Origin of the sequence: Lysinibacillus sp. GbtcB16, from assembly GCF_019091145.1 — a bacterium.
In the GTDB taxonomy this organism is placed as follows: domain Bacteria; phylum Bacillota; class Bacilli; order Bacillales_A; family Planococcaceae; genus Lysinibacillus; species Lysinibacillus fusiformis.
Window position 1 is genome coordinate 16060 of sequence record NZ_JAGXJV010000008.1, and the last position, 23822, is coordinate 39881.

At 37.3% G+C, this 23822-nt stretch carries 20 protein-coding genes and 1 pseudogene; 10 read left to right on the top strand and 11 right to left on the bottom strand.

All coding sequences use genetic code 11. The features are described 5' to 3' along the window. Window positions 1-6: 6 nt before the first annotated feature. The 7 genes from KVT27_RS19510 to KVT27_RS19540 all read right to left on the bottom strand — a co-directional run bounded on the left by KVT27_RS19510 (window position 7) and on the right by KVT27_RS19540 (window position 8195). A complete protein-coding gene (locus KVT27_RS19510) occupies window positions 7-954 on the bottom strand; it encodes an N-acetylglucosamine kinase (protein ID WP_217581784.1) in 948 nt (315 codons plus the stop codon). Next, on the bottom strand, window positions 951-2465 hold the full coding sequence (gene argH / locus KVT27_RS19515) for an argininosuccinate lyase (RefSeq protein ID WP_036148213.1): 1515 nt from the start codon (window positions 2463-2465) through the stop codon (window positions 951-953). The genes KVT27_RS19510 and argH overlap by 4 nt, the downstream gene beginning before the upstream one ends. 27 nt (window positions 2466-2492) lie before the next feature. Continuing rightward, window positions 2493-4214: an ABC transporter permease gene (locus tag KVT27_RS19520; protein ID WP_217581785.1), complete on the bottom strand. Its 1722-nt coding sequence runs from the start codon at window positions 4212-4214 to the stop codon at window positions 2493-2495. A 12-nt stretch (window positions 4215-4226) separates the two neighbouring features. Continuing rightward, complete coding sequence (locus tag KVT27_RS19525) at window positions 4227-5297, bottom strand: ABC transporter ATP-binding protein (RefSeq protein ID WP_036122129.1); 1071 nt, start codon at window positions 5295-5297, stop codon at window positions 4227-4229. A 95-nt stretch (window positions 5298-5392) separates the two neighbouring features. Continuing rightward, a complete protein-coding gene (locus KVT27_RS19530) occupies window positions 5393-6499 on the bottom strand; it encodes an extracellular solute-binding protein (protein ID WP_036122131.1) in 1107 nt (368 codons plus the stop codon). A 205-nt stretch (window positions 6500-6704) separates the two neighbouring features. Continuing rightward, on the bottom strand, window positions 6705-7613 hold the full coding sequence (locus KVT27_RS19535) for an EamA family transporter (protein ID WP_036127499.1): 909 nt from the start codon (window positions 7611-7613) through the stop codon (window positions 6705-6707). A gap of 18 nt (window positions 7614-7631) precedes the next feature. Then, window positions 7632-8195, bottom strand: coding sequence for a GNAT family N-acetyltransferase (locus tag KVT27_RS19540; RefSeq protein ID WP_036148207.1), 564 nt, complete (start codon window positions 8193-8195; stop codon window positions 7632-7634). Between the two features lie 145 nt (window positions 8196-8340). Between KVT27_RS19540 and KVT27_RS19545 the strand changes: the two genes are divergently transcribed. The 6 genes and pseudogenes from KVT27_RS19545 to KVT27_RS19570 all read left to right on the top strand — a co-directional run bounded on the left by KVT27_RS19545 (window position 8341) and on the right by KVT27_RS19570 (window position 13328). Next, window positions 8341-9288 carry a carbohydrate kinase family protein gene (locus KVT27_RS19545; protein WP_012292424.1) on the top strand — a complete coding sequence of 316 codons (948 nt, stop codon included), beginning with the start codon at window positions 8341-8343 and terminating at the stop codon, window positions 9286-9288. Between the two features lie 20 nt (window positions 9289-9308). Beyond that, a complete protein-coding gene (locus tag KVT27_RS19550; protein WP_217581786.1) occupies window positions 9309-9740 on the top strand; it encodes a protein-tyrosine phosphatase family protein in 432 nt (143 codons plus the stop codon). Window positions 9741-10038: 298 nt separating this feature from the next. Beyond that, window positions 10039-11131: pseudogene (locus KVT27_RS19555) on the top strand (transposase). A 333-nt stretch (window positions 11132-11464) separates the two neighbouring features. Beyond that, window positions 11465-11668 carry a PLDc N-terminal domain-containing protein gene (locus KVT27_RS19560; protein WP_082011573.1) on the top strand — a complete coding sequence of 68 codons (204 nt, stop codon included), beginning with the start codon at window positions 11465-11467 and terminating at the stop codon, window positions 11666-11668. Further along, window positions 11665-12549 carry an ABC transporter ATP-binding protein gene (locus KVT27_RS19565; protein ID WP_036122139.1) on the top strand — a complete coding sequence of 295 codons (885 nt, stop codon included), beginning with the start codon at window positions 11665-11667 and terminating at the stop codon, window positions 12547-12549. The genes KVT27_RS19560 and KVT27_RS19565 overlap by 4 nt, the downstream gene beginning before the upstream one ends. Further along, window positions 12546-13328 (top strand): ABC transporter permease, encoded by a 783-nt coding sequence (locus tag KVT27_RS19570; protein ID WP_036122140.1) that lies wholly within the window; start codon window positions 12546-12548, stop codon window positions 13326-13328. Before KVT27_RS19565 ends, KVT27_RS19570 begins: the two co-directional genes overlap by 4 nt. A gap of 250 nt (window positions 13329-13578) precedes the next feature. Here KVT27_RS19570 and KVT27_RS19575 read toward each other — a convergent pair whose 3' ends face one another. Together KVT27_RS19575 and KVT27_RS19580 are read right to left on the bottom strand one after the other, a co-directional pair. Then, complete coding sequence (locus KVT27_RS19575; protein ID WP_217581787.1) at window positions 13579-14025, bottom strand: GNAT family N-acetyltransferase; 447 nt, start codon at window positions 14023-14025, stop codon at window positions 13579-13581. A 1050-nt stretch (window positions 14026-15075) separates the two neighbouring features. Then, a complete protein-coding gene (locus tag KVT27_RS19580; protein ID WP_036122144.1) occupies window positions 15076-15795 on the bottom strand; it encodes a hypothetical protein in 720 nt (239 codons plus the stop codon). Window positions 15796-16787: 992 nt separating this feature from the next. Here KVT27_RS19580 and KVT27_RS19585 point away from each other — a divergent pair. Continuing rightward, a complete protein-coding gene (locus tag KVT27_RS19585) occupies window positions 16788-17492 on the top strand; it encodes a CBS domain-containing protein (protein WP_036148203.1) in 705 nt (234 codons plus the stop codon). 18 nt (window positions 17493-17510) lie between these two features. Here KVT27_RS19585 and KVT27_RS19590 read toward each other — a convergent pair whose 3' ends face one another. Further along, window positions 17511-18230 (bottom strand): DUF421 domain-containing protein, encoded by a 720-nt coding sequence (locus tag KVT27_RS19590; protein ID WP_025116875.1) that lies wholly within the window; start codon window positions 18228-18230, stop codon window positions 17511-17513. Window positions 18231-18335: 105 nt separating this feature from the next. On the opposite strand from KVT27_RS19590, the gene KVT27_RS19595 reads away from it, so the two are divergent. Further along, complete coding sequence (locus tag KVT27_RS19595) at window positions 18336-19541, top strand: MFS transporter (protein ID WP_217581788.1); 1206 nt, start codon at window positions 18336-18338, stop codon at window positions 19539-19541. 204 nt (window positions 19542-19745) lie between these two features. Here the strand turns inward: KVT27_RS19595 and KVT27_RS19600 are convergent, their stop codons facing one another. After that, window positions 19746-20432 carry an adenine nucleotide alpha hydrolase family protein gene (locus KVT27_RS19600; protein ID WP_012292434.1) on the bottom strand — a complete coding sequence of 229 codons (687 nt, stop codon included), beginning with the start codon at window positions 20430-20432 and terminating at the stop codon, window positions 19746-19748. A gap of 563 nt (window positions 20433-20995) precedes the next feature. Between KVT27_RS19600 and KVT27_RS19605 the strand changes: the two genes are divergently transcribed. Together KVT27_RS19605 and KVT27_RS19610 are read left to right on the top strand one after the other, a co-directional pair. Then, the gene (locus KVT27_RS19605; RefSeq protein ID WP_191967809.1) at window positions 20996-23407 is read left to right on the top strand and encodes a Na+/H+ antiporter subunit A; all 2412 of its coding nucleotides are present in this window, start codon (window positions 20996-20998) and stop codon (window positions 23405-23407) included. Next, window positions 23397-23819 carry a Na(+)/H(+) antiporter subunit B gene (locus tag KVT27_RS19610; RefSeq protein ID WP_036122157.1) on the top strand — a complete coding sequence of 141 codons (423 nt, stop codon included), beginning with the start codon at window positions 23397-23399 and terminating at the stop codon, window positions 23817-23819. Before KVT27_RS19605 ends, KVT27_RS19610 begins: the two co-directional genes overlap by 11 nt. Window positions 23820-23822 lie beyond the last annotated feature (3 nt).

Genomic DNA, 23822 nt, shown 5'->3' on the forward strand with positions numbered 1-23822 from the left:
CATGACTTATAAACAGTCATAGGCCCTTTTTGTTCGTTCAATTAAATAATCAATTGGTTGCTGCTCACAAAGAGAAATGGAAATCTGCGGATGCGTTACTGCTAATATATTTGTAAATGTTTTTAAAATAAGTGGATTATACTTGATGGCACCACCATTACAATAAAGAGGAAACAGTCCATTCTGATAGCCTATCTTTGTTAACACGGCTCTTGCTAAAAGAGCCAATTCTTGAGCTGCCTGTTGTGATATTTGAATGGCACAAGCATCTTGTTGTTCAACTGCTTGAGCAACAAATGACCCCATTTTGGCTAACTGTGCATTTGTATAGGATGGCTGAAATAACCATTCAGCGAGCTCGGTTACATTTTGTATACCTAAGGAATGATAGACAGCCTCTTTCAAAATAGTGGCCTCACCTCGACCATCTTCCATTTTAAAGATAGCTCTTACCACCTCTTGCCCTAGCCAATAACCACTACCTTCATCTCCAGCTCGGTGTCCCCAGCCTCCAGCTCGAACGAATTGCTGTCCATCATAGGCGTAAGCGATGGCTCCTGTTCCAGCAATGAGTAATGCACCTGCCTGTCCAGCAGTCACACCAAGTAGTGTGGCTTCAGCGTCATTTTCAATAATAAGAGTAGCAATAGAAAGCTGTGTGGCTGATAGGGCATTTTGAACAATGGCTGTAACCGTTTCTTTGTCTTTTGGAGAATCAATCCCTGCTAAGGCAAAGGTAGCTACAGCAATTTGAGAGCAGGGATACTTTTGCAAAAAAATTTCTACCTTTGCTAAAAGCTCATGTAATATCACTGTAGCTGCTTCCATACCAATGGCTTGATAGTTGGAGCCCTTTGTTGAAGCTGAATATTTCATAACACCAGTTTCCGCATGAACGACTGCGCATGCCGTTTTTGTCGCACCGCCATCAATAACTAGAAGCCATTTCATCATTGGCTCCATTCCTCAAGAAAAATCGTTAATTCTTTCTCCGCTTCAATAATGGAGCTTTCCTTTAATTGAATCCATTCATAAAGACTTTTCGTATTCATTTTGGCATGTTCAAGTGCTACTTTCATTGTGGCGGGAGCTGGGCCACCTGGTAGTGTTCGAACACCAACAAAAGACTCTGGCTGTAAGGTTTTATAAAAATCCTCTTCTGAAATATTTAATTCTTTTCCCGTAATCAATTTAGATTGAGTATTCACGAGTCCCCATGTAAGGCTTGCTAGTGATTCCTCACTATGAGCAAGTAGTACTTTTATGCATTTACTAACAATGCTATGTGCTTGGCGGAAGGAAATATCCTCTGATCGTACTAATGTATCGGCCAGCTCAGTAACATTGGCAAAGCTATTCTCTGCACGGTTTCTTAGTTTTTTCTTGTTCACATCCATTGTGACAACAAGTGAGCCAAATAATTTATAAATCCCAACTAAGCGGTCGATGGCACGCCATAAATAGGGTTGCATATCATCCTCAGTATCGACGATATCTCCGAATGGTGTATTATGTACCATCTGTAACACGGTGCTTGCATCTCCAACAACAGCCGATAGTAATGAACGCGTATGTTCAATTGAAACAGGGTTACGCTTTTGGGGCATAATAGAGCTTATTTGAACATATGGACTTGCGAGTGTGAAGGCATTGAACTCCTGGGTAGCCCATAATAAAAAATCTTGAGAGGTACGACCAAGATTGAGTGCAGCCAGCTGTACAATACTTGCTGCTTCAGCAATATAGTCAGCTCCAGCCACTGCATCCCACGCATTTTCGATAATATCGTCGAATGCCAACAAATGACGCATTCGTTCTCGATTTATATTAAATCCTGTTGTAGTTAAGGCTGCAGCTCCCATACTGCTACGATTAACAGTTTTATAGACATGCTGCATGCGCTCAAAATCTCGTTCAAGTTGGTCAATGACAGCCTTTAAATAATGGGCAAAGGTTGTAGGCTGTGCCTGTTGCGTATGCGTGTAGCCAATCATAATAGTATCTACATGCTCCTCAGCAGCTGCAATTAAATCATCTCGCAATGTTAGTAGCTCTCGCATTAATAACAGTAATTTTTGCCTTAGTGTCATACGATAAATGGCGATACCCATATCATTACGACTGCGTCCAATATGAAGATTTCCAGCAACGTCGCCAGCAAGTTCTATTAATTTATTTTCAATGCGGAAAAATAAATCTTCGTATTGGGGGCTATAATCTTCTAAACGATAATAATTTAAATCTATTTTCTTTAGTGCTGCCCCAATTTGTTTCGCTTCCTCTTTTTTTACAAGTCCTTGTTCTTCTAACATTTTTAAATGAGCTATATTAATTTGTAGCATAATAGTTAGAAAATTTTTCTTTGCCTCTTCATAAGCTGGCTGTAACACAATTTTCCGATAGATGTTAGAAGGGAAAATCATCCCATCTTCCTGCTGCGTTTTGTTGCGAAAATCTTCAAACATTATCATGGCCTCCTAATAGATTAGCAGTTAAATAGCTGTACCAGCACTGCCTTTTGATAGTTTTTCAGAAATAATAAGGACAACTAAAATTAAGCAAATTTGTAAGACACCGTAGGCACACGCAGTCCCAAATTTAAATGCATACAATTTTTGGAATATGGCGACAGACAATGGAATCGTAGATGTACTGTATATAAGAATGGATGCAACAAATTCACCAAAGCTTTGTACTAGGGCTAATAGTGTTCCCGCTAATATTCCGGTGAATGTTAAAGGTACGACGATGCGTCTAAATGTATACCACCAATTGGCGCCTAATCCACGTGATGCCTCTTCAATTGACGGATCTAGTTGTACGAGAGAGGCAGAGGTTGATCGGAAAACAAGTGGCAAATGTCGGATGAAATAGGCTAATGGTAAAATCCAAAATGTCCCGATTAATACTTGATTAAAGGCAAAGATGTTTTCCGTGCTAAAGGCGGCGATTAAATTGACTGCTACCACTGTACCAGGTAGAGCCCAAGGTACCATTATTAAAATGTCGAGTAATGTTTTTCCTTTAAAATTTAAACGGACCATCGCATATGCTGCGGCAACACCAAAGATAATATTGCCAAATGTTGCGACGATCCCCATCTGTATAGAATTCCAAATAGGTCGCCATGTACGCTCATCAGTAAAGAGAGCCATATAATGATCCAGTGTATAGTCTGTAGGGAGTATTTGAGTCTTCCATGCCCCATCAACAGAAAAGGATATTACTATCAGCACTAATATCGGTAAAATCAAAATCAATGTGCCGATAAAAGAGGCAATAGTTGCCGCTATTTTTATTTTCTTGGAGGATACCTCCGAGCGATGGACACTTATCCCTTTACTGAGATTTTGATAATTTCTGCGATTTTGATACCAACGCATCATCACTAAAAATGTAATAGAGACAAAGGACAGTATCATCGACTGAGTTGCGGCCATCTCAAGATTGCCATTAGTCCGCGATAAGTAGATTTGCATGGTCATAGTTCGTTCTACACCAAACATTAAGGGTGCCGTGTAAGAGGCCATAGAGATCATAAATACTAGTAAGGAGGAAGCAACAATGGAAGGGGTCAGCATGGGTAAAATAACCTTTGTCCACACGCGAATACGCCCTGCACCTAAACTAGTTGCCGCTTCTTCTAGAGCTGGATCTAGCCCCTTGATGGCTGCTGATGCAGTTAAATAAAAATAAGTATACATGGTGAAAGTATGAACAACGATGACTCCCCAAATCCCTTTCAATGAGAAGGGTACATGATCTAAACCAAATAAATGCTGAAAGATTCGAGGGAAAATACCACTATCTCCGTACAAAAAAGAAAAGGATAGCACACCGACTAGAGGGGGAAGTGCCATAGGGACCAATACTAAAATAGAAAGTATTCGTCTCCCAGGGAAGTTATAGCGTTCGAGTAAAAAAGCCATAGTTACTCCAACGATAGCGCAGCAAAGGACGCTAATAATGGAAATATAAATACTGGTCCACAAAGCTTCTAAATTTGCTGGGCTTGCTAGATTGAAAAATTTTTTATAGTGAAGGAATGGTTCATCACCAGCAAAGCTTTGAGTAAATGTTTGATAGAAGGGATAAACGACATAGGCGAACAACACTAAAAATAATGGCGATATTAATATATAGATGAACCAATTGGAATGAAAGATTCGTGTCCATATACTTTCTTGAGAAGCATTGACAGTTTGCTTTTCCATATTGGCTTCCTCCTATTCCCCTAAAAAATACAGCGAGTCATGCGTTATATGAACGGTAATATCCTCGCCAATCTTTTTTATTTGGTCATAAGAATTAATAAGCATTACTTTAAGTGAAAAGGCGTTACAATCTATAATATAATTGACGCTAATGCCTGTGAATTCAACAAAGGTTATTTTTCCTGTTAATGTATTATCCCCAGTCCCCAAATGAATAGATTCTGGACGTATTGAAATAAATACTTTGTCTCCAATCATATGCGTTAATGCTGGAGAGCTCTGTTGCTTTCGCCCAGTAAAAATATGTCCATTTGCTGTTTTCACTTGTATTTCTTCGCCTTCAATTGCTTCTAATATGCCCTCAATTAAATTGGTTTCGCCAATAAAGTTAGCTACAAAGCGATCTACAGGTCGGTGATATATTTCCTGAGGAGTCCCAATTTGCTTGATATAGCCGTTTTCCATGACCATGATTCGGTCAGACATCGCCATAGCCTCCATTTGATCATGGGTAACATAAATCGTCGTGACACCAAGCTCAGATTGAATCCGTTTGATTTCAATACGTGTTTCTTCACGTAACTTTGCATCTAGATTGGATAATGGTTCATCAAGTAATAAAATATCTGGCTCAATTACTAGTGCTCGAGCCAAAGCCACGCGTTGCTGTTGCCCACCAGAAAGCTCATTTATTTTTCTGTTTCCGTAATTTGATAGATGTACTTGTCCTCTAATTCGATCAACCTTGCGCTGAATCTCAGTTTTAGAAAATTTACGAACCTGTAAACCAAATGCGATGTTTTCATCTACTGTCATATGGGGGAAAAGGGCATAGTTTTGAAATACCATACCGATATTGCGTTTATTTGGCTGAAGCCGAGTGACATCTTGTTCATCAAATAGAATCTTACCTTTAGTAGGGTAATAAAAACCGGCAATCATTCTCAAAGTAGTTGTCTTGCCACAGCCACTAGGTCCAAGAAAAGTGAAGAATTCACCAGCCTTTATTTCGAGATCTACATTTTTCACGCCATACAACTGACCAAATTGCTTCGAGACATTTTCGATTGTGACTCTTTTCAACAAAAAACTCCTCTCCAACAAAGGATTCATAGCTATATAGGGGATGAAGTAGTAAGGTAAAAATCCACTAAAAAAGCTGGATTTTCACCCGGATACTACTTACCGCGGCCTTTAATATTGTTATCCCAGTATTCCATCCATTCTGCCTCTTTGTCAGACATTTGCTGCCAGTCTATATCGAAAGTTTTTAAATCTAATTCTTGATACCACTCTGGCATGGAGGCCTTATCGATATCAGATCGTGTAGGAATTTGATAATAATCATTTGCCAACTGTGTCACCATCTCTTTTTCGAATAAAAATTCGACAAATAGTTTGGCATTCTCTAGATTTTTCGCATTGTTGACAACTGCAACACCATCTACCAAAATAGGTGCTCCGCTTTTTGGATAAATATAATCAAAGGGATAGTCAGTTGTATATTTCTTTAATAAAATATCTTGTAGATTCCATAAGGAGACACTGCCTTCTTGTCGTGTTAGCTTTAAGTACAAAGCATTAGGATCTTGCGTATATTCCTTCGTATTAGCGTCTAATTGTAATAGCCATTCATAGCCTTTATCAGGAGAGTTCGCATCTTGTCGTACAATCATAGAGGAATATATGGTGCGCATTGTTCCTGAAGCCAGCACACCCCGAATTAAAATTTGATCCTTCCATTTAGGGTCAAGAAGTTCATCCCAATCCTGTGGCCCATTTTCTTTTGTTAATAAATCACTATTGATCATAATGACTTCTGGTAGCAGCATCTCTCCAAACCAGCGACCATCTACATCTTTATGTGTACCATTAATAGAGTCAATAAAGCTAGGTTGCCAGGCATGTAATAAGTCTTCATTCGCCCCAACAATGAGCGCTGATTGTGTGCCGCCCCACCAAAAGTCTGCCTGAGGATTAGCCTTTTCTCCACGTAAACGTTCTAAAATTTGCTGAGCTCCCATTGTTAAAAACTCTACTTCAATGTCTGGATACTTTTTATTAAACTGGTCGATTACACTTTGCACCATTTCTTCGTCACGCCCTGTGTAAATAACAAGCTTACCGGATGGCGTTGTTGCCGCTACTTCCGTTTTGTCGCCATCTGTCGTTTTATCGTTCTTGGCAGCATCATTTGTAGTTTTTTGGTCATCGTTTCCACTACATGCAGTTAAAACAAACAGTATGAACACAAGGAAAAAACTAAGAATACGTGTTTTTTTCATCAACTTCCCCTTTCTTAAAGTAAGGTACTTACATATTGCAGTATAATACGAAGGGGTAACATTCATGTTAGAATTATTAAAAAATTACATTTTCCTTCATCATAGCGAAGTGCCAATCCATTAGCAACGGCATTTCAATGAAGTTCAAAAAAACTCCTTAAAAAGGAATATTTCCATTTTTAAGGAGTTTTCTATCAATTTAAGTTTATACATCCAATAGGCTATCAGTTTGTCGGCGTTGTGCAATAATTGTCGGCAATAACATACCGACTATCACTAGAAAAATGCCCATAATTTGCAATGCAGTTAAGGGTTCATGTAGGACAATAACGGAAACGGTAACTGCAACAGGTAATTCAATAGCGCTTAAGATGGAAGCGAGTGCACCACCAATTTTCGGAATAGCAATGGAGAATAAGTATATAGGTAAAATGATACCGAATAGACCGAGGGCTAATCCATACTGCCATAAGCCTTCCGTAAACAATTTGCCGTTCCAAATCACTTCAGGACTTAAGAAAATACTGATCATTATAAGGGCTACAAAGGAAACGATAAATACCCTTGAAGTGGTTGTAACACCCTCCACTGGTCGAGAGTTAAATTGAATGAAGCAGGCAAAGGTAACGGCAGCAGCAAAGCCAAATAACCATCCTTGGAGAGGGATTCCACTTAAATCCACATTTAAAACACCTGCAGCTAAAATTGTTCCTACAAATAAGATGATAATAGAAATTACTTCAGGTCGACTTGGTAATCTTTTATGTAAAGCGCAATCAATTAACAAGCCAATCCATGTAAATTGGAACAGCATCACTACCGCAAGGGAAGCGGGTAAATACTTGAGAGATTCTCCGTACACTATTCCAGTCGTTCCGGTAAAAATACCGGCACATAATAATATAAGGATGCCTTTATTGGATGGCTTAGGTAATTTTCTATCTGTCAACATAAAAATAACTAAAACGAGTATAAAGCCAATAATATATTGGCTCGATACAGCCTCTGCAGATGTAAAGCCATGCTGCATCGCTACTTTGACAATAGTCGACAAAATTCCGTAGCTACTAGAGGCAATGACGATCAAAAGAGGGTAAATTAAATTTGTTTTCATGAATACCATCTTCACTTCCTAAAATTGCTTCACCATATGATGAAATGGTTCATCGATTATGGACCAAGGCTCAGTAATAACAAAGCCTAAACGTTCATAAAGACGACGAGCATCTTCTTTTTGAGTTTCTACATTTAAGGATAACTTCGTATAGCCATGCTGCTTTGTCAGGTCTTCGGCATATTGTAAAAGCAATGTACCAATTCCTTTACCGCGCGCTTCTGGTGTTACACAAACTGTATCGATATAAGCCTCATCTTCGTGGGCCTCTTGATCGATGATGATTGATGGAGCATTTTTAGCCTCTAACCATTTCACAAGGTTAGCATCCATAGCAATGGCATGTGCGCCATAATAATAAACGAGAATTCCTACTATTTGCCCATCCTCCGTAGCGACAAAGGTATTTAAATAAGAATGTCGATTGTCGTCACGCTGAAAAAGGGTTGTCAGTTCTTGACGAACAGCTTCGGTAGATTGCTCGCCAGTTAAACGATTAGCAATCTCACCAATCGCATCAATAATTAAAGGCACAACGGCATGGGCATCTTGTGGTTGCGCTTGTCGAATTGTAATACTCATCTTGAAAATCCCTACCTTTCTATAGGCAAGTATAACAAAGTTAGTGGATGACACAAATTTTCAGGCATACTCTCACAAGTTAAACCTTTATAGAATGACAATTTTCGTGTTAATCTATAATGACTAGACTTTCAGGAGGACAATCATGACGAAGCAAGATAAGGATTTTATTTTAGTCTATGGAGACGCATTTATTGACTATATTGCTGATGATGTAACAAACACATCATTTACAAAATATATGGGTGGTGCAACAGTAAATGTTGCAGCAGGTATTAGCCGAATTGGGGCACCATCTGCCCTGATTACAATTACAGGGGATGATGAGGGTTCTCAGTTTGTGCGTGATGGGCTTGTAGAGGAAGGTGTCAAGCTTGACTATGCCATATTCGACCCAGCTAAACGAGTAAGTGGTGTTTACGTGCATCTGACAGAAGCCTGTGAACGAATTTTTAAAGATTATGTGGATGAAACACCTGATTTACAAGTGGAGCCACTACAGTTAAATGAAGCAGCATTTAAACATGCCTCTGCTTTAACGGTATGTTCAGGGACCATGTTCCATCCGACGGCTCTAGCTACAACTCGAGCTGCCGTAGAAATGGCCAAGGACAAAGGTGCGATCATTGCGATGGATGCAAATATTCGTCCATTACGCTGGAGTAGTGAAGAAATTTGTCGAGAAACGATTACGTCCTTTTTTGAGGATGTAGATATTTTAAAGGTAACAGATGATGAGTTATTCTTCCTGACGGAAACGACTAGTTTAGAAGAAGGAATTGAACAACTAAGTAGCTATTTAGTGCCTATTATTTTAGTAACAGTAGGAGAAAATGGCACTTATGCCGTGTTGAATGGAGAGGTCATCCACGTACCAACTGAAAAGGTAATACCTGTAGATACTACTGGTGCAGGGGATGCATTTATGGCAGGGGTATTACGCGATGTTCATTACAATGGCTTACCTACAACAAAAGAAGAGCTTGTTCGCTGTACAAGCTTTGGCAATAAATTAGGAGCATTTGCAGCAACAAAAGCAGGTGCTTTAACGGCTTTACCATATTACGAGGATATTAAGCATTTACTGAAATAATCTTATGGAGTGTGACCAATATGGATAAAAACTATGATGTTTTAGTAAAGGATCAAATATTCTTTGGCGGCGCAAAAGATGCGGAGGCAGCTTTTGAGCAAGAAGCTGTAGATGTTGTAATAGATGTTCGTGTCCAGGGACTTACTTCGAAAGAGCAAGAGGTCGTTTCTTATTCGTATAAGCATATTCCAATTGCAGATGAAGATATTGCGGTAGCATCATCTATTCAGCATGTAGCTAAGGAAATTGCTTCGTCCTATGAGGCAGGACAGAAGGTATATGTTCACTGTGGGAGTGGCGGTGGTCGTGCTGGTGTAGCAGCTACTGCGGTGTTAATAGAGTTAGGGCTTGCTAATTCCCTAGAGGAAGCGGAGGCAGCGGTTAAAAAGGCTCGTCCACAAGTAACGATTCGTCCTAAAATGGAAAACGCTCTACAACAACTTTATAAATAAAGGAAAAGATGTACCGATTAAGGTACATCTTTCAGACTGTAGACAAACTCAAAAAATTTGAGAGTTTGCCTATAGTCTTTTTTCTTTTACAATGAAATAAAGTAAAGCCGTTGATTTCCACTACGGGCGGACGCTTTCCGCGGGCGGGGTCGAGCTGCTTCCCTCGCTCCGCTCAGTCCAGGATCTCGACTTTCCCGCTTTTCCCGCAGGAGTCGCCGCCCTTCGTTCCAATCAACTCCTACATAAAGAACTCCATATTCATATGTTGATGAAAAGTAAACTTTCGAGGTGTTTAACCATGATGACGAAGAATCAAATCAATGAACGTGAACAATTAGAAATGTTAACGATTAATCAATTGGTACCTGAAGATCATTTAGTACGAAAACTAGAGGCTGCTATTGATTTTTCTTATATATATCCATTAGTAGAAAACTTCTATTCAGCTTATGGACGTCCAAGTTTTGATCCTGTTGTTCTCTTTAAAATGACGTTTATTCAATATGTCTTTGGCATTCGCTCCATGCGTCAAACCATCAAAGAAATCGAAACGAATATGGCGTGTCGATAGTTTTTAGGATTTGGTTTCCATACAGAAGTCCCGCATTTCTCTACCTTCGGTAAAAATTATGTTCGCCGCTATCAAGACACGGATGTGTTTGAACAGATTTTCTATCGTATATTAAAAGAAATTATGCATCAAGGACTCCCTCATGCAGGCCATCTATCGTATTCCTTCCATGCTGCGACAGATGAAAAGGGCGCCATTGTGACTCCGGGAAATGTGCATGATAGCCATGTATTACAGTCATTTGTTGAAAAGGTCATTCAAAACGTTCAAAAACCATTAGCCGTTGCAGCAGATACAGCTTATAAAACACCAGCGATTACGAACTATTTGTTAGAGAATCAAATGTTGCCTGTTTTACCATATACTCGTCCTAAAACCAAAGATGGATTTTTCCGAAAGCATGAGTATATGTATGACGAGCACTATAATTGTTACCTTTGCCCAGAAGGGCAAATATTGAGGTATACGACAACGACGAGGGAAGGATATCGTCAATATAAATCGAATCCTTTAATTTGTGCTAAGTGTCCAAGCCTATCACAATGTACAGAAAGTAAGAATCACCAAAAGCTCATTCAACGCCATATTTGGGAATCTTATGTGGAGGAAGCCGAACATTTACGACATGCCTATGACATCAAACAAATCTATGCAAAGCGTAAAGAAACCATTGAGCGTGTCTTTGCGGATGCGAAGGAAAAGCATGGAATGCGATGGACAACCTTAAGAGGTCTTAAAAAAATTGTCCATGCAGGCGATGCTTACTTTTGCTGCCATGAATTTAAAGAAACTGGCTACTTGGGTGTGGCAGGCGACTTAAAAGAGTTTTTATGCTTGATGAGTATGTTTAAACGGGTAGAAAATCACCATTTTTAAACATATTCATAGAAGAAAAAGGACAAAAGGAATCGAGTGTGAACTTCTCGATTCCTTTTGTCGACAGTCTGAGATGTACCGATTAAGGTACATCTTTTTTGTTTTTATAAAAGAAGTAGGACGTATAGAAGATGAAAGAGGGGACTACCTCCTATGGAAATGGCGCAGATTATTTGGGAGAGCTATTTTGCGATTTGAAAAAAACAACAATTTTGTTCTATACATGTTAGAACAAAATTGTTATAGTTAATGTATAACAACTAATGGGGTGATCTGTATGATGGAGGAATTAGCAAAAGTTCCATGGGCAGTGATAGCACCGCTCATCGTCGTTCAATTGATATTAATGATCGTAGCACTTATTGATTTACGTAAAACACATACAACGAATGGGCCTAAAATTTTATGGGTATTTATTATTTTATTTACAAATATAATAGGGTCAATTGCGTACTTTATAGTTGGGAGAAAGCAGTCATGACAACATTACTTCAAGTAACTGGTTTGACCAAACGATTTGCAGAGCACAATGTTGTAGATAATGTTCAATTTATTTTGGAGGAAAAGACTTCAACGGCATTAATAGGGCCAAATGGCGCGGGTAAGACAACAACATTATCCATGTTAACAGGGCTCTTAACACCGACAGCCGGAAGTGTAAAAATGCTAAATGGGAATTTACGAGAAAATATAGGGTTTTTACCCCAATATCCACAGTTTCATCCTTGGCTAAGCGCGTTAGAATTTACTGAGATGGCTGCGCGGCTAAATGGTGTATCAGCAAAAACTGCTAAATTAGAGGCGCAAAAAACATTAGAGTTTGTGGGGTTAGGAAATGCCCAACATAAAAAAATTGATACTTTTTCTGGTGGGATGAGGCAACGACTTGGTATTTCCCAGGCAATTGTGCATAAGCCAAAACTACTGTTATTAGACGAACCTGTTTCAGCATTAGACCCTGTTGGTCGTAGGGAGGTTCTTGATTTATTAAAGGGTTTACAACAAGAGACAACTATTTTATATTCAACCCATATTTTAAACGATGCGGAAGAAATGACGGATCAGTTATTATTCTTACAAAATGGAAAACTAGTAGAGCAAGGAACATTACGAGAGGTACGACAACGTTTTGATGAGCAAAATTATATAGTCGAGTTTTCTAGTGAAGAAGAGGCAAAGCTTTTTGCAAGCTCGATTGATCATGTAATAGGTTGTTATGTATATATCGAGATATTAAATGAGGAGCCAACGATGAAGGAGCTGCTTCATCGTTTAAGTAATTGTCCTTATACAATAAGAAAAGTAGAACGACAAACAGCATCGTTGGAAGAAATTTTCATGAAGGTGGCGAAAAAAGCATGAGAGGATTCAACGTACTTCTACAAAAAGAATTTAGAGAGGCATGGCGAAGCTGGAAATTTTTGTGGATACCTCTTGTGTTTGCCTTGCTGGGAATGAATGATCCCCTGATAAATTATTATATTATGGATATCTTAAATGCTGTTGGAAATGTGCCAGAAGGCTTTGAAATGTTGATGCCCGAATTAATGCCAGTTGACCTATTACAGGCCTCTATAGGGCAATTTCAAACGATAGGGTTATTGGTGATAATGGCTTCTTTTGTGGGGATTATAAGTAAAGAACGTGCAAATGGTATGGCTACTTTATTATATGTAAGACCTATATCTTTTGGAGCCTATTTTATGAGTAAATTTATTGTGATGAGTGCAGTTTGTTTTGTGAGTATTTTAGCAGGCTTTGCAGCAAGTGTGTATTACACTAGTATTCTATATGGAACTTTAGAAATTGGACCACTGCTTGCGAGCTTTTGTACGTATTATGTTTGGCTAATATTTGTAATTGCTGTCACATTAATGATGAGTGCTAGTTTTAAAACGATTATAGCTACTACATGTGCCTTTACGGTTATTTTTGTCGGGCAAATCGTCGATATGGTAGTAGGTCTATTCTGGACTATTTCCCCTTGGAAGCTAGCAAGCTATGGACCTTTACTAGTTCGTGGAACAATGGAGATGTCTGATTATTGGTGGAGTTTAATCATGACAATAGTGCTGATAATTCTTTGTATTTGTATTGGAATCATAATGATGAAAAGAAACGCGGCTATGACCAAAATTTAAAAAGTATAGGACGGAAAATCTAATACGTATAGATTCTTCCGTCCTTTTGTTTTAAAGCATTCCGCCATTGATAAGCAGGATGAGCCCAGCAAAGAGCATGATCCACGAAAGGGCTGGTTGTTTTTAAATAAAGTTTAATCAAATGATACTAATAACGTTGATAAAGATCATAGAAAAGAGCGTATTTTGAAAAATGATTGATCAAATTTACTTTAAAAAGACTATTAGTCATTGTGGTAAATTCAAGTGCTTACAAGGAATACTTAGCTAATTGTTCTCCCCAAGATGATAATTCAGTCTCAATAAATCCTGCTCTTTTATAGGCAAATTTTGCTGTAAGATTTTTAGGATCATATCCAATCATGATAAAAGGAATGTTTGCATGATTACTATTCCTTATCTCTTCTATAACCAGATATATAGCTTGTTTGCCTATACCTTTACCTTGAAATTCTTCGTCAATCATTAGTCTATAAATCCAATAATTATTGTCATCAGGGTCTATTCCAAACATAGTAAATCCTATCATTTTATTATTAAGATAAATACCTTTTGCAAAGAAATTATCTAGAAACTGAACTTCTGCGATAGAATAAAGGTTGGATGCAATAAATGCTTGTTGTTCCTCTTTAACAGATAATCTAATTGCTTCTTCCCAATTACTTTTGTCAATAGGCTTTAAATAAATTTCCTTCAATTTGGTACTCTCCCTTTGAAGGGGAAACACGTAGTTTATGGGCTATTGAAACGCTATCCCCTTGTTTTTATGCCCAATCAAGTATAAATAATTTCTCATCGACAACGCCTCCTTAAAAGTACAAAACTGCCAATTCATCCGATCGAATAATCTCTCTTACTCATAATTCAGATACGCTATATGGGGGAAGCCTCACACCCCTTACCAGCCTCCACTCTAACTTAATAAATTTTTGATTATTACATTACTCCGATTATGAGCTGAAGATCTAAGCGTAAAATTGATGGAATGATTTACGATGCTAACAACTGTTATGTGAGCAAAAAGACGCTCTCTAAGCAGCTATAGGCATTATAAAAAATTCCCTTTATTGGAAAATTAAGTGCATGAAAAGAACCAAGCACAAAGACAGTAGGGACAACAGATTGTCCCTACTGTCTTTAGATCTTTGAACCTATTTTTTCTTCTTTTCTGTTGGTTTTATAATTGCGACTCGTCAGCAAGAAGAAGTAGTAACCGAAGAAAAGAAAGCCTATTTTGCACAAGAGTGTGAGCAAATCGTAGCGAAGTTACGCGAACTTTAATTCAATTGAGGAATGGTAAAAACCATACCTCTAGTTTGCTATACTTATTTTTTGCCTTTTAATTATTTTTTTCAGATTTCTTTTTCTCCAAATAAAATAAAAAGAAGAAACCTACAAAGCTAATTAGTAACAATATTAATGATGTAGTTGACTTATAATTAATTATTATTGCTATTAATATGACTAAACACATTACTAAATAATAATAAGGTAGTTTAAAAATTTTCATTTTAATCTCAACCTCCTTTTACCTTACCATATCAATTTCATGTTCTTTAATACTAAAATATTTAAAAATTTATTTAAAAAAACAGGTATCTAACAAAAAATCTCTCTGTACTGTTAATTTTTATGTAACTGATTGACACACGAAATATATGATTAGAAGAGCTAAAGACTAAGAGACTGTCTTTAAGGCAGTCTCTTAGTCTTTAAACGTTTTTGCAGTGATGCTTTATAATAGACTTTAATCGAAAAGATCATCTATTACAGGTTTACATGCACCAACTGTAGCAGTAACACCAAAAATTTCTTTTAATAAATCATTTGCTTCTGAAGCAAGTTTCTCTTTGTCTACAACATCCTTAATAGCTTTAGATAACGAATTTTTAACAGAGTTTAGTAAAGCTCGGTGATATTTATAATTTGTATAAGTCATGTCTACAGTTCTAGTTATTCCACCTAATGCATTAAAAATAGTCTTTAGTTTTGTAACTTTCGAGAAAGGCAAGGCTGCCAATCCAGCCGTTCCAATGCAAGTTGCAACTTCACCCACCGAAGCTCTGGCAAGCACAAGTGATGTTTCTGACGAACTAGTATTGTCTATTAATAAAGACATTTCTTTTTGAATAGAAGGAAATATGAAATTATCATATTCATCAACTAAAATTTCAACACCAGATTCTGCAGATAACCATTCAGCAGATTTTTTAGCTCCTTGTATTTCTATATCGTAAGGGAGCTTTTCAAGAGCCAAAAAGAAATTATAAACTTCATTATGTATACTTACTTCATTATGTATACTCATTTCATTTGAAAATAGTGTGGTTTCATTTGTTAAATTACTATAACTAGTATCTTGTGCATTTGCAGTACTTGGATTTACAGCTAAAACAGACGTTCCTAATAAAAATGTAGAACAACAAGCTATCAACATAGGTTTCTTAAAATACTTAATCATATTCAAAACAAATAACTCCTAATAATTGGGTTTGTTACCACATAAATGGATAACTAATATAAATAATAACAATAAAAAGTAGAATAAACCATAAATTAACTATAAATGAAACTTTGTAACTAATAACTGATTTGAAATTATTATCTAATATATTTTTTTTGCAAAAAAACTATTATTTTATGAGGAGAGGGAAAGCACTGAGGAAAGAGGATATACATTTTTTATATAAAAAAAAGCAACCGAAAGGATGCTTTACTTTGAATGCTATCCACATTTTCTACTAATTTTTTAACTTTTTCTTGAAATTCAAGAATGTAAATTCCCTCCTCAAATAACTATTTTTTGAACAATGTAACATTGTAACTTAATATTTTGGCCCTATCCTCTAACCAATTATAAAAAGGAACTGTTGTTTTTTGATTAAGCTCGAATAAACGCTCTAGCTCAAATGAAATTTAGCTTGCTGAATTAAAGAGTCAGCCCGTTCTTTCGTAATACAGATTGGAACTATGGTAAATTTTCTATATTCTTCAAACCTTTTGATAATAGTAATCGCTTTTTCTCGATTTTCTTCGTCATTCAAATTTACATACTTGAATACATCATCAAAGTCAAAGACAGTTTCTATGAGTGCACTTAATTCTTTTCCTTTGCTCCACTACAAGAAAAGTAACATGTTGATCTAAGCTTGCCTCCCACTCCCATGTATTATTAAGAAGCGCTTGAATTTCCTTATTTCCTTTAATTTGAATTCTAATGTTTAAATTTAATTCATTCTCACTGTAAATCCTATGTCCATCATTTGTCTTACTTGCAGGGAAAAATAGTCCAATTCCTCATAATAACGTAACTTTCAAGGGAGAATGTAAAAATAAATGACAGCCAACATTACATTCTTGGAATATCCATTACTTAGGAATATAATGGTGGTGTAACTCGAAATTTGTCAAATAACACGGAAAATACATAAAGTTAATAGAGAAAGAAGGTACGTAAAGGTGGAGACTGAAAATTCCGATCGTTTCCTGACAGCATTTAATCGAATAGACCATAGATTACGAGATATTGTAGGCAATAAGGATTTTACGCCCTTTTATCGGCTCATTGATCAAGCGAAGAAAAAAGAGGTATTGGTGAAAAAATACGAAGATGATTTACGGTCATACGCCGATTTGCGAAATGCAATTGTCCATCATCGTACTTCTATTAACTATGTAATTGCAGAACCACATACCGATGTAGTCGAAAGAATTGAATACATAGATGCTACGCTTGCTAAGCCTATGCTTGTCGGTCAAATGTTCCGAAAGAGAGTACTTGTTTTTCAAGAGAATGATTCCCTCAAGCATGTGTTAAAGGTTATTCACCAGCGAAAATATACGCAGTTCCCCGTCTATTTTAATAAACAATTTAGAGGGCTAATTACAACTGTAGGAATTACCAATTGGCTGGCCTCTAAAATGGGTGGCGACCATTTACCTAAAGGAATTCCTACGTTGCATGATATTTTGATGCATGAGAAAAATAGGGTGAATTACAAGTTTGTTAGCAGATACATAACGATATATGAAGCCGAAGAGATTTTTAAACAGGGAGTGGAAAGAGGTAGGCGTTTTGAGGCATTACTAATAACAGAGCATGGCAAACCACACCAAAAATTAATAGGAATTATTACACCGTTAGATATTGTAAAAATTGATTAAAAAAAACGAGACAAGCATTTACGGGCTTGAATGTCTCGCTTTATCTTTTAGGCTAATGTATAAGGACCCATTTGTTTGAACCTGTGCAAAAAAGACATCTTCAACGGAATGCACATTTTGTTTTTTCAGCTTCTTCATTACCCAGTCCTCTGTTAATTCGAGCTCAACAATATTTTCTTTGATGAGTTGCCCATCTGACACAACCTCTGTAGGCAAATAAGTAGGTGGGGAAACATCAGCTTTAACATCCTGCTTCGTGGCAACTTGCTCGGAGGTTTTTTGAAGGACACTTAGTTTTCCGTTTGTTTCAAGTAACGCATATTGAATATCTTGTACAGAAAAGATGGCTTGCTCACGTAGCATCATTGTCAGCTCGTCCATATGCAAACGATTTTTTCTTAAGGCAGATTCTAAAATAAGACCATTTTGTACGACAATCGTAGGTTTATCATCAATAAGTACGCGAGCTTTTTTTGATTTAATCGTAAGAATGGTCATTAAGTAGGTTAAGGCACTCCACCAGATAAGGGATATTACGCCGTCTAAAAAGGGTGTTTCCTCCTGCGAGGCAATTTCTGAAGCAATCGATCCAAATGTAATACCAGTAATATAATGGAAAAATGTTAGTTGGCCTAATTGTTTCTTTCCAAGAATACGCGCCAAAATAAGTAAGATGAAGAATGAAAGTGTTGTTCGAAGAATCATTTCCCAAAAATGAGCATGAATAAAGCTTTCCATGCATACATCAACTCCTTTTACAGCTGTCGAAACATAGCTTGTGCAAAATGGTTGATAGTATGCGACAATCGTCAATAACAAAAACTAAAAGAGCGAGGTGGCAGCATGAATAATCAAATAAACGTCGCAAATCCAATTTATCCCATCATGATTTTAATAGGTGTTGCTCACCTAATCAATGATACGATGCAAGCTGTTATTCCAGCTATGTTTCCAATCTTCAAAAGTGAGCTAGGATTAACCTTCACACAAATTGGCCTCATATCATTTGTCTTAAATATAGTTGCGTCTGCATTACAGCCTATTGTTGGTTTTGTCAGTGATAAAAAGCCAATGCCCTATGCATTACCAATAGGGATGATAAGTTCTTTTATTGCTATAACAATTATTGCTTTTACTACTCAATATTGGATTATTCTTATTGCGGTATTATTTTTAGGCTTCGGTTCAGCAATATTTCACCCTGAAGGTTCTAGAGTATCCTTTATGGCAGCAGGCTCTAAAAGAGGGCTTGCTCAATCCATTTATCAAGTGGGGGGGAACTCAGGACAAGCGCTTGCCCCATTAATTAGTGCCTATATTTTTGATATTTTCGGCCAGCGTGGTGCAGCAATTGTATTAGTAGCGGCAACATTTGGTATTATTCTATTAACTAAGATCGCAAAATGGTATAAAAAGCAATTAGAGCAGGAGCGTGTAGCGAAGAAAAAACGTGTGTTAGTTTCGACATTGCCACCATTAACAAAGAAGCAGGTAGGCGTAGCATTAACCTTACTATTTACCATCATTTTTGCACGATCATTTTATACTACCAATATAACTAGCTTTTATGTATTTTATTTAATGGATCATTATGATGTAAATCTCCGTCTAGGACAAATTCTTATTTTCCTATTCATGGCGTTTGGGGTAGTGGGAACATTTTTCGGAGGCTCTCTGTCAGACCGAATTGGAAGAAAAAATGTTATTATTCTTTCCGTTGTAGTACCAATGCCATTTTGCCTTGCATTGCCTTATGTACCGCTATGGGCGGCTATGATATTTTTAGTGATCATTGGTACTTTGATTATGATTAGCTTCTCTGTAACCGTGGTATACGCGCAAGAGCTAGTTCCATCTAAAATTGGTACAATGGCCGGCTTAACAACTGGCTTTGCTTTTGGTATGGGGGCCATTGGAGCAATGGTTATTGGTGTTTTAATTGACCATAAAGGTATTGATTTTACAATGATGGTCGTTTCTTTATTGCCGTTATTATTGCTAATTGCCTTTTTCCTACCGAAGGATAAACCAGCAACTTCGGCGGCTTAGAAAAAACGCATCTGGACTGTAGGCAAACTAAAAATGGGTTTGCCTACAATTTTTTTACAATGAACTAAAGTTTTTAACTACGGTCGGAGTTCAGTTGCTACCAGTTCAGAGAGTTAAAATGAAATGACAAAAGCCATCGAGAGAAACTTCCCGATGACTTTTATCAACAGTCTGAACGCTCCTTTAAAAAAGAGAGCGCGTTTTTTATTGTCTTAATGGGGATAAAAATTCTGCAGGAAGCTTCTCTTGATCGATCACATATCCCTCTGAAATATGAACCTCATGCATTTTATCGTTGTAAGTAAATTTAAAGACACCGTTGTCAAAATCCGTGCCGATTTCCTTGAAGAAGATACCTTCGATGGATACATATTTCGGACATGTAAATGCTACTTTAAAGTTCTCCTGTTCTTTAATTAAGTAAGCACGAACACCTTTTTCATATGTCTCGTTAGCATCATCATCAGTAGGACGTTGAACAGCTACAATATGAAAATCTACAAATGGAACTTCTTTTAACAGTACGTTAAGGAACGATCCTTTAGTAATCTCTTCCCAGCGACTTTGTGCGCTTTGTCCTACAATAATTTGTGAAATGCCGTAGTTTTTCGCCACTTCTGCAATGACTTTCTGAATGGGACGTTTTTCATTATCTTGCAAAATGAATTTTTCGACCTCCAGTTCGTCTGATAACTTTTCCCATTGCTCAATATAACTAGATTTTTCAGCGTCAAATGCATCAAGGGGTTGCGAATCAACTGAAAGAATATAGAGTGGGCAATCTAGCATTGTTGCCATTTTGTGCCCTCTACGTATCAAACGTTCACCATTTAAGCCATAGTAAACACAAACTAATATACTTTCGTCTAAACGCCCTTTTACATGCCTCATAAAAATGTACACCTCTTATCTGTTGGTATTTTGTTAATTTCACTGTTGATTTCGAAAAATTATCCTAAAACAGCTAAAATCGATGCTGTTACAGTGCATTATGCTCATTTATATTGTATACTTAAAAATGTATAAAAGTTAACGGAAATGTATTGGAAAACCCTTGAAGGAATAAGCTTATATCTATAATTTAAAGTTATTTAATTTATGCATTGCGTGTATCAAAGCTAAATTGATTTCATATGCCACACTATTATGCAGTGTGTTAAATAGATAGTCAAGTGTCTTTATAATGCTGATATAATTGAGTTGTAACTGTATAAATTATCTGATTTTCCACAAGTTATTTAGGCTTGCATCGGGTTAGAGGTGACTAAATAACTAAACATACCATTTTCAATGAATGACAAGACACTTTAAAACCCCATCACTTTCCATTTGCAAAATTTCAAGAATATATCTGATATGTTACTTAGCTTAAACAAATTGCTATAGTTTTAGCACTTACCATTCCAATCACCACAAAAATTTGCTTGATGATTTTGATAGTAGGAGGTTTTCATTTGGTTACAGTTCTTATCGCGATACTTTTGCCATTTGTCTGTGCTGCACTTATCCCATTGCTGTATAGGCGACTAAGGCGTGTAACACATCTTGGCTGGTTTGTTTTTTCTGTTCCATTCATCTTGTTTCTTTTACTTGCGCGCTATATTCCTCAAATTGCCGGAGGTAAAACATTTATCCATACATATGAGTGGATTCCCTCTTTTAATATAAATATTACAACTTACCTAGATGGGCTCAGTATGATTTTTGGCTTACTGATTACAGGTGTAGGTAGTTTAGTCATTTTATATTCTATTTTTTATTTGTCAACGAAAGAATCTCTTCACCATTTTTACTGCTATTTATTACTATTCATGGGCGCTATGCTTGGCGTTGTCTTTTCAGATAACCTAATGGTATTATACACATTTTGGGAATTAACGAGTGTGTCATCATTCCTATTAATTGCATTTTGGCATCATAGAAAGGCATCACGTGCAGGTGCTAAAAAAGCAATGATGATTACAGTCTTTGGCGGTCTCTCTATGTTAGCTGGTTTCCTGATGCTCTATGTAGCTGCTGATACATTTAGTATTCGTGAAATTGTAGCTCATGTAGAGGTTATTCGTGATCATGCTCTATTTACTCCAGCATTAATCTTAATTTTGCTAGGGGCTTTTACAAAATCTGCACAATTTCCATTTCATATTTGGCTACCGGACGCCATGGAAGCACCAACACCCGTTAGTGCATACTTACACTCAGCCACAATGGTAAAGGCAGGGATTTATTTAGTTGCCCGCTTTTCACCAGTTTTTGGGGGAGAAGCAATTTGGTTCTGGCTCGTAAGTGTTATTGGTCTTGTTACACTTTTCTGGGGATCATTTAATGCGGTTCGCCAAACGGATTTAAAGGCGCTCTTAGCCTTTTCAACGATAAGTCAGCTAGGCTTAATTATGAGCCTATTCGGTCTAGGGTCTGTAGGTCATTACTATGGCTACACTAAAGACTCTATTATATATACACAAGCAAGTTTTGCTGCTCTGTTTCATCTCATCAACCACTCCACATTTAAAGGAGCCTTATTCATGATGGTTGGGATTGTCGACCATGAAGTGGGAACTCGGGATATTCGCCGTTTAGGTGGCTTAATGTCCTTAATGCCTATTACATTTACAATCGCAGTCATTGGTAGCTTTTCTATGGCAGGATTACCACCATTTAATGGTTTCTTGAGTAAAGAAATGTTTTTTGCAGCGGTCTTGGCTATTCGGGATGTAGAGGCCTTTTCTATTGCTGATGTAGGGTTATTTTTCCCATTAGTAGCATGGGTAGCGAGTATCTTTACCTTTGTCTACAGTTTAATTTTAATTAGTCGAACATTTTTGGGTAAACTACAGCCTGAGAAGATAGATAGAAAACCACATGAAGCTCCATTGGGCATGCTAATATCACCCATTATTTTATGTCTGTTAGTAGTCGGTATCTTTTTCTTCCCGAACGTGTTAGGTCATTATATTTTGGAGCCAGCCATGGCAAGTATTTATCCTACATTCCCAACAGCCAATGAATTAACACCACATATTTCTGCTTGGCATGGAATTAATGCGGAATTATTAATGACGTTAGGAGTCATAATACTCGGGATCATCTTATTCAAAACATTGAAAAGCTGGAAGCCGATGTATCGCATTTTTTCACAAAAATATACATTTAATACTTACTATAATCGAATGATAGAAATAAGTGAAAGTGGTTCAGAGAAGGTTACTCGCAAATATATGACAGGTAATTTAACCCATTATTTTGTTTATATATATGTATTTTTCGTGGCCCTTATCGCTGGTTATTTTATTTATTCAGACGCAATGACCTTTAATTTTGATATGGACTCCACGATTGAGTCATACGAATTAATTCTTGTATTTGTTATGGTATTCGCTGCAGTTTGGATGATCTTTGCAAAGGGTCGCGTTACAGCCATGCTATTAAATGGCGTACTAGGCTATTCAATTGCCTTCTTCTTTGTCATTTTCCGCGCACCAGATTTAGCGTTAACACAATTGGTTGTAGAGTCAGTAACAACTGCATTATTCCTTTTATGCTTTAAGTATTTACCAGACTTAATGCCTGAGGCACCTCGCAAAAGGGTGCAATGGTCGAAAGCGATGATCTCTATTTTTGTCGGTGCAACAGTCACAATGGTTGGTCTAGCTGTAGTGCACTACGAGCAGTTTGAGCCAGTATCCACTTATTTTAATGATGCCTATGAGCTAGCGGGTGGCTCCAACATAGTTAATACAATTCTAGGGGATTTTCGTGCCTTTGATACAATGCTTGAGGTTGTAGTGCTTCTGATTGCTGGCTTAGGGGTTTATACACTAACAAAGCTTAAGCCTCGGAAGGAGGAAGCAGATCATGAAAATTAATGATGTGATATTACGGACAGTCACTAAGGCAGTCGTCTTCATTATTTTAACACTTGGCGTGTATTTGTTCTTTGCAGGACACCACGCTCCAGGTGGTGGCTTTATTGGTGGCCTCGTGTTAGCTTCTGGCATTGTATTATTGTATCTTGCTTACGATATAGAGACTGTGCATAAGGGAATGCCGTTTGACTTTAAAAAGGTTGCAGCTCTTGGTGTATTGCTGGCAACAGGTACGGCAATTGGTTCTTTGTTTTTCGATGTACCATTTCTAACGCAGGCTTATACGTATATAAATGTCCCGATTTTCGGGAAAATGGGTTTTTCAACCGTAACCATTTTTGAAGCAGGAGTAGCTTTGACGGTGGTGGGTGTTGTCGTGACAATTATTTTAAGCATAAGTGAGGATGAGTAGCCG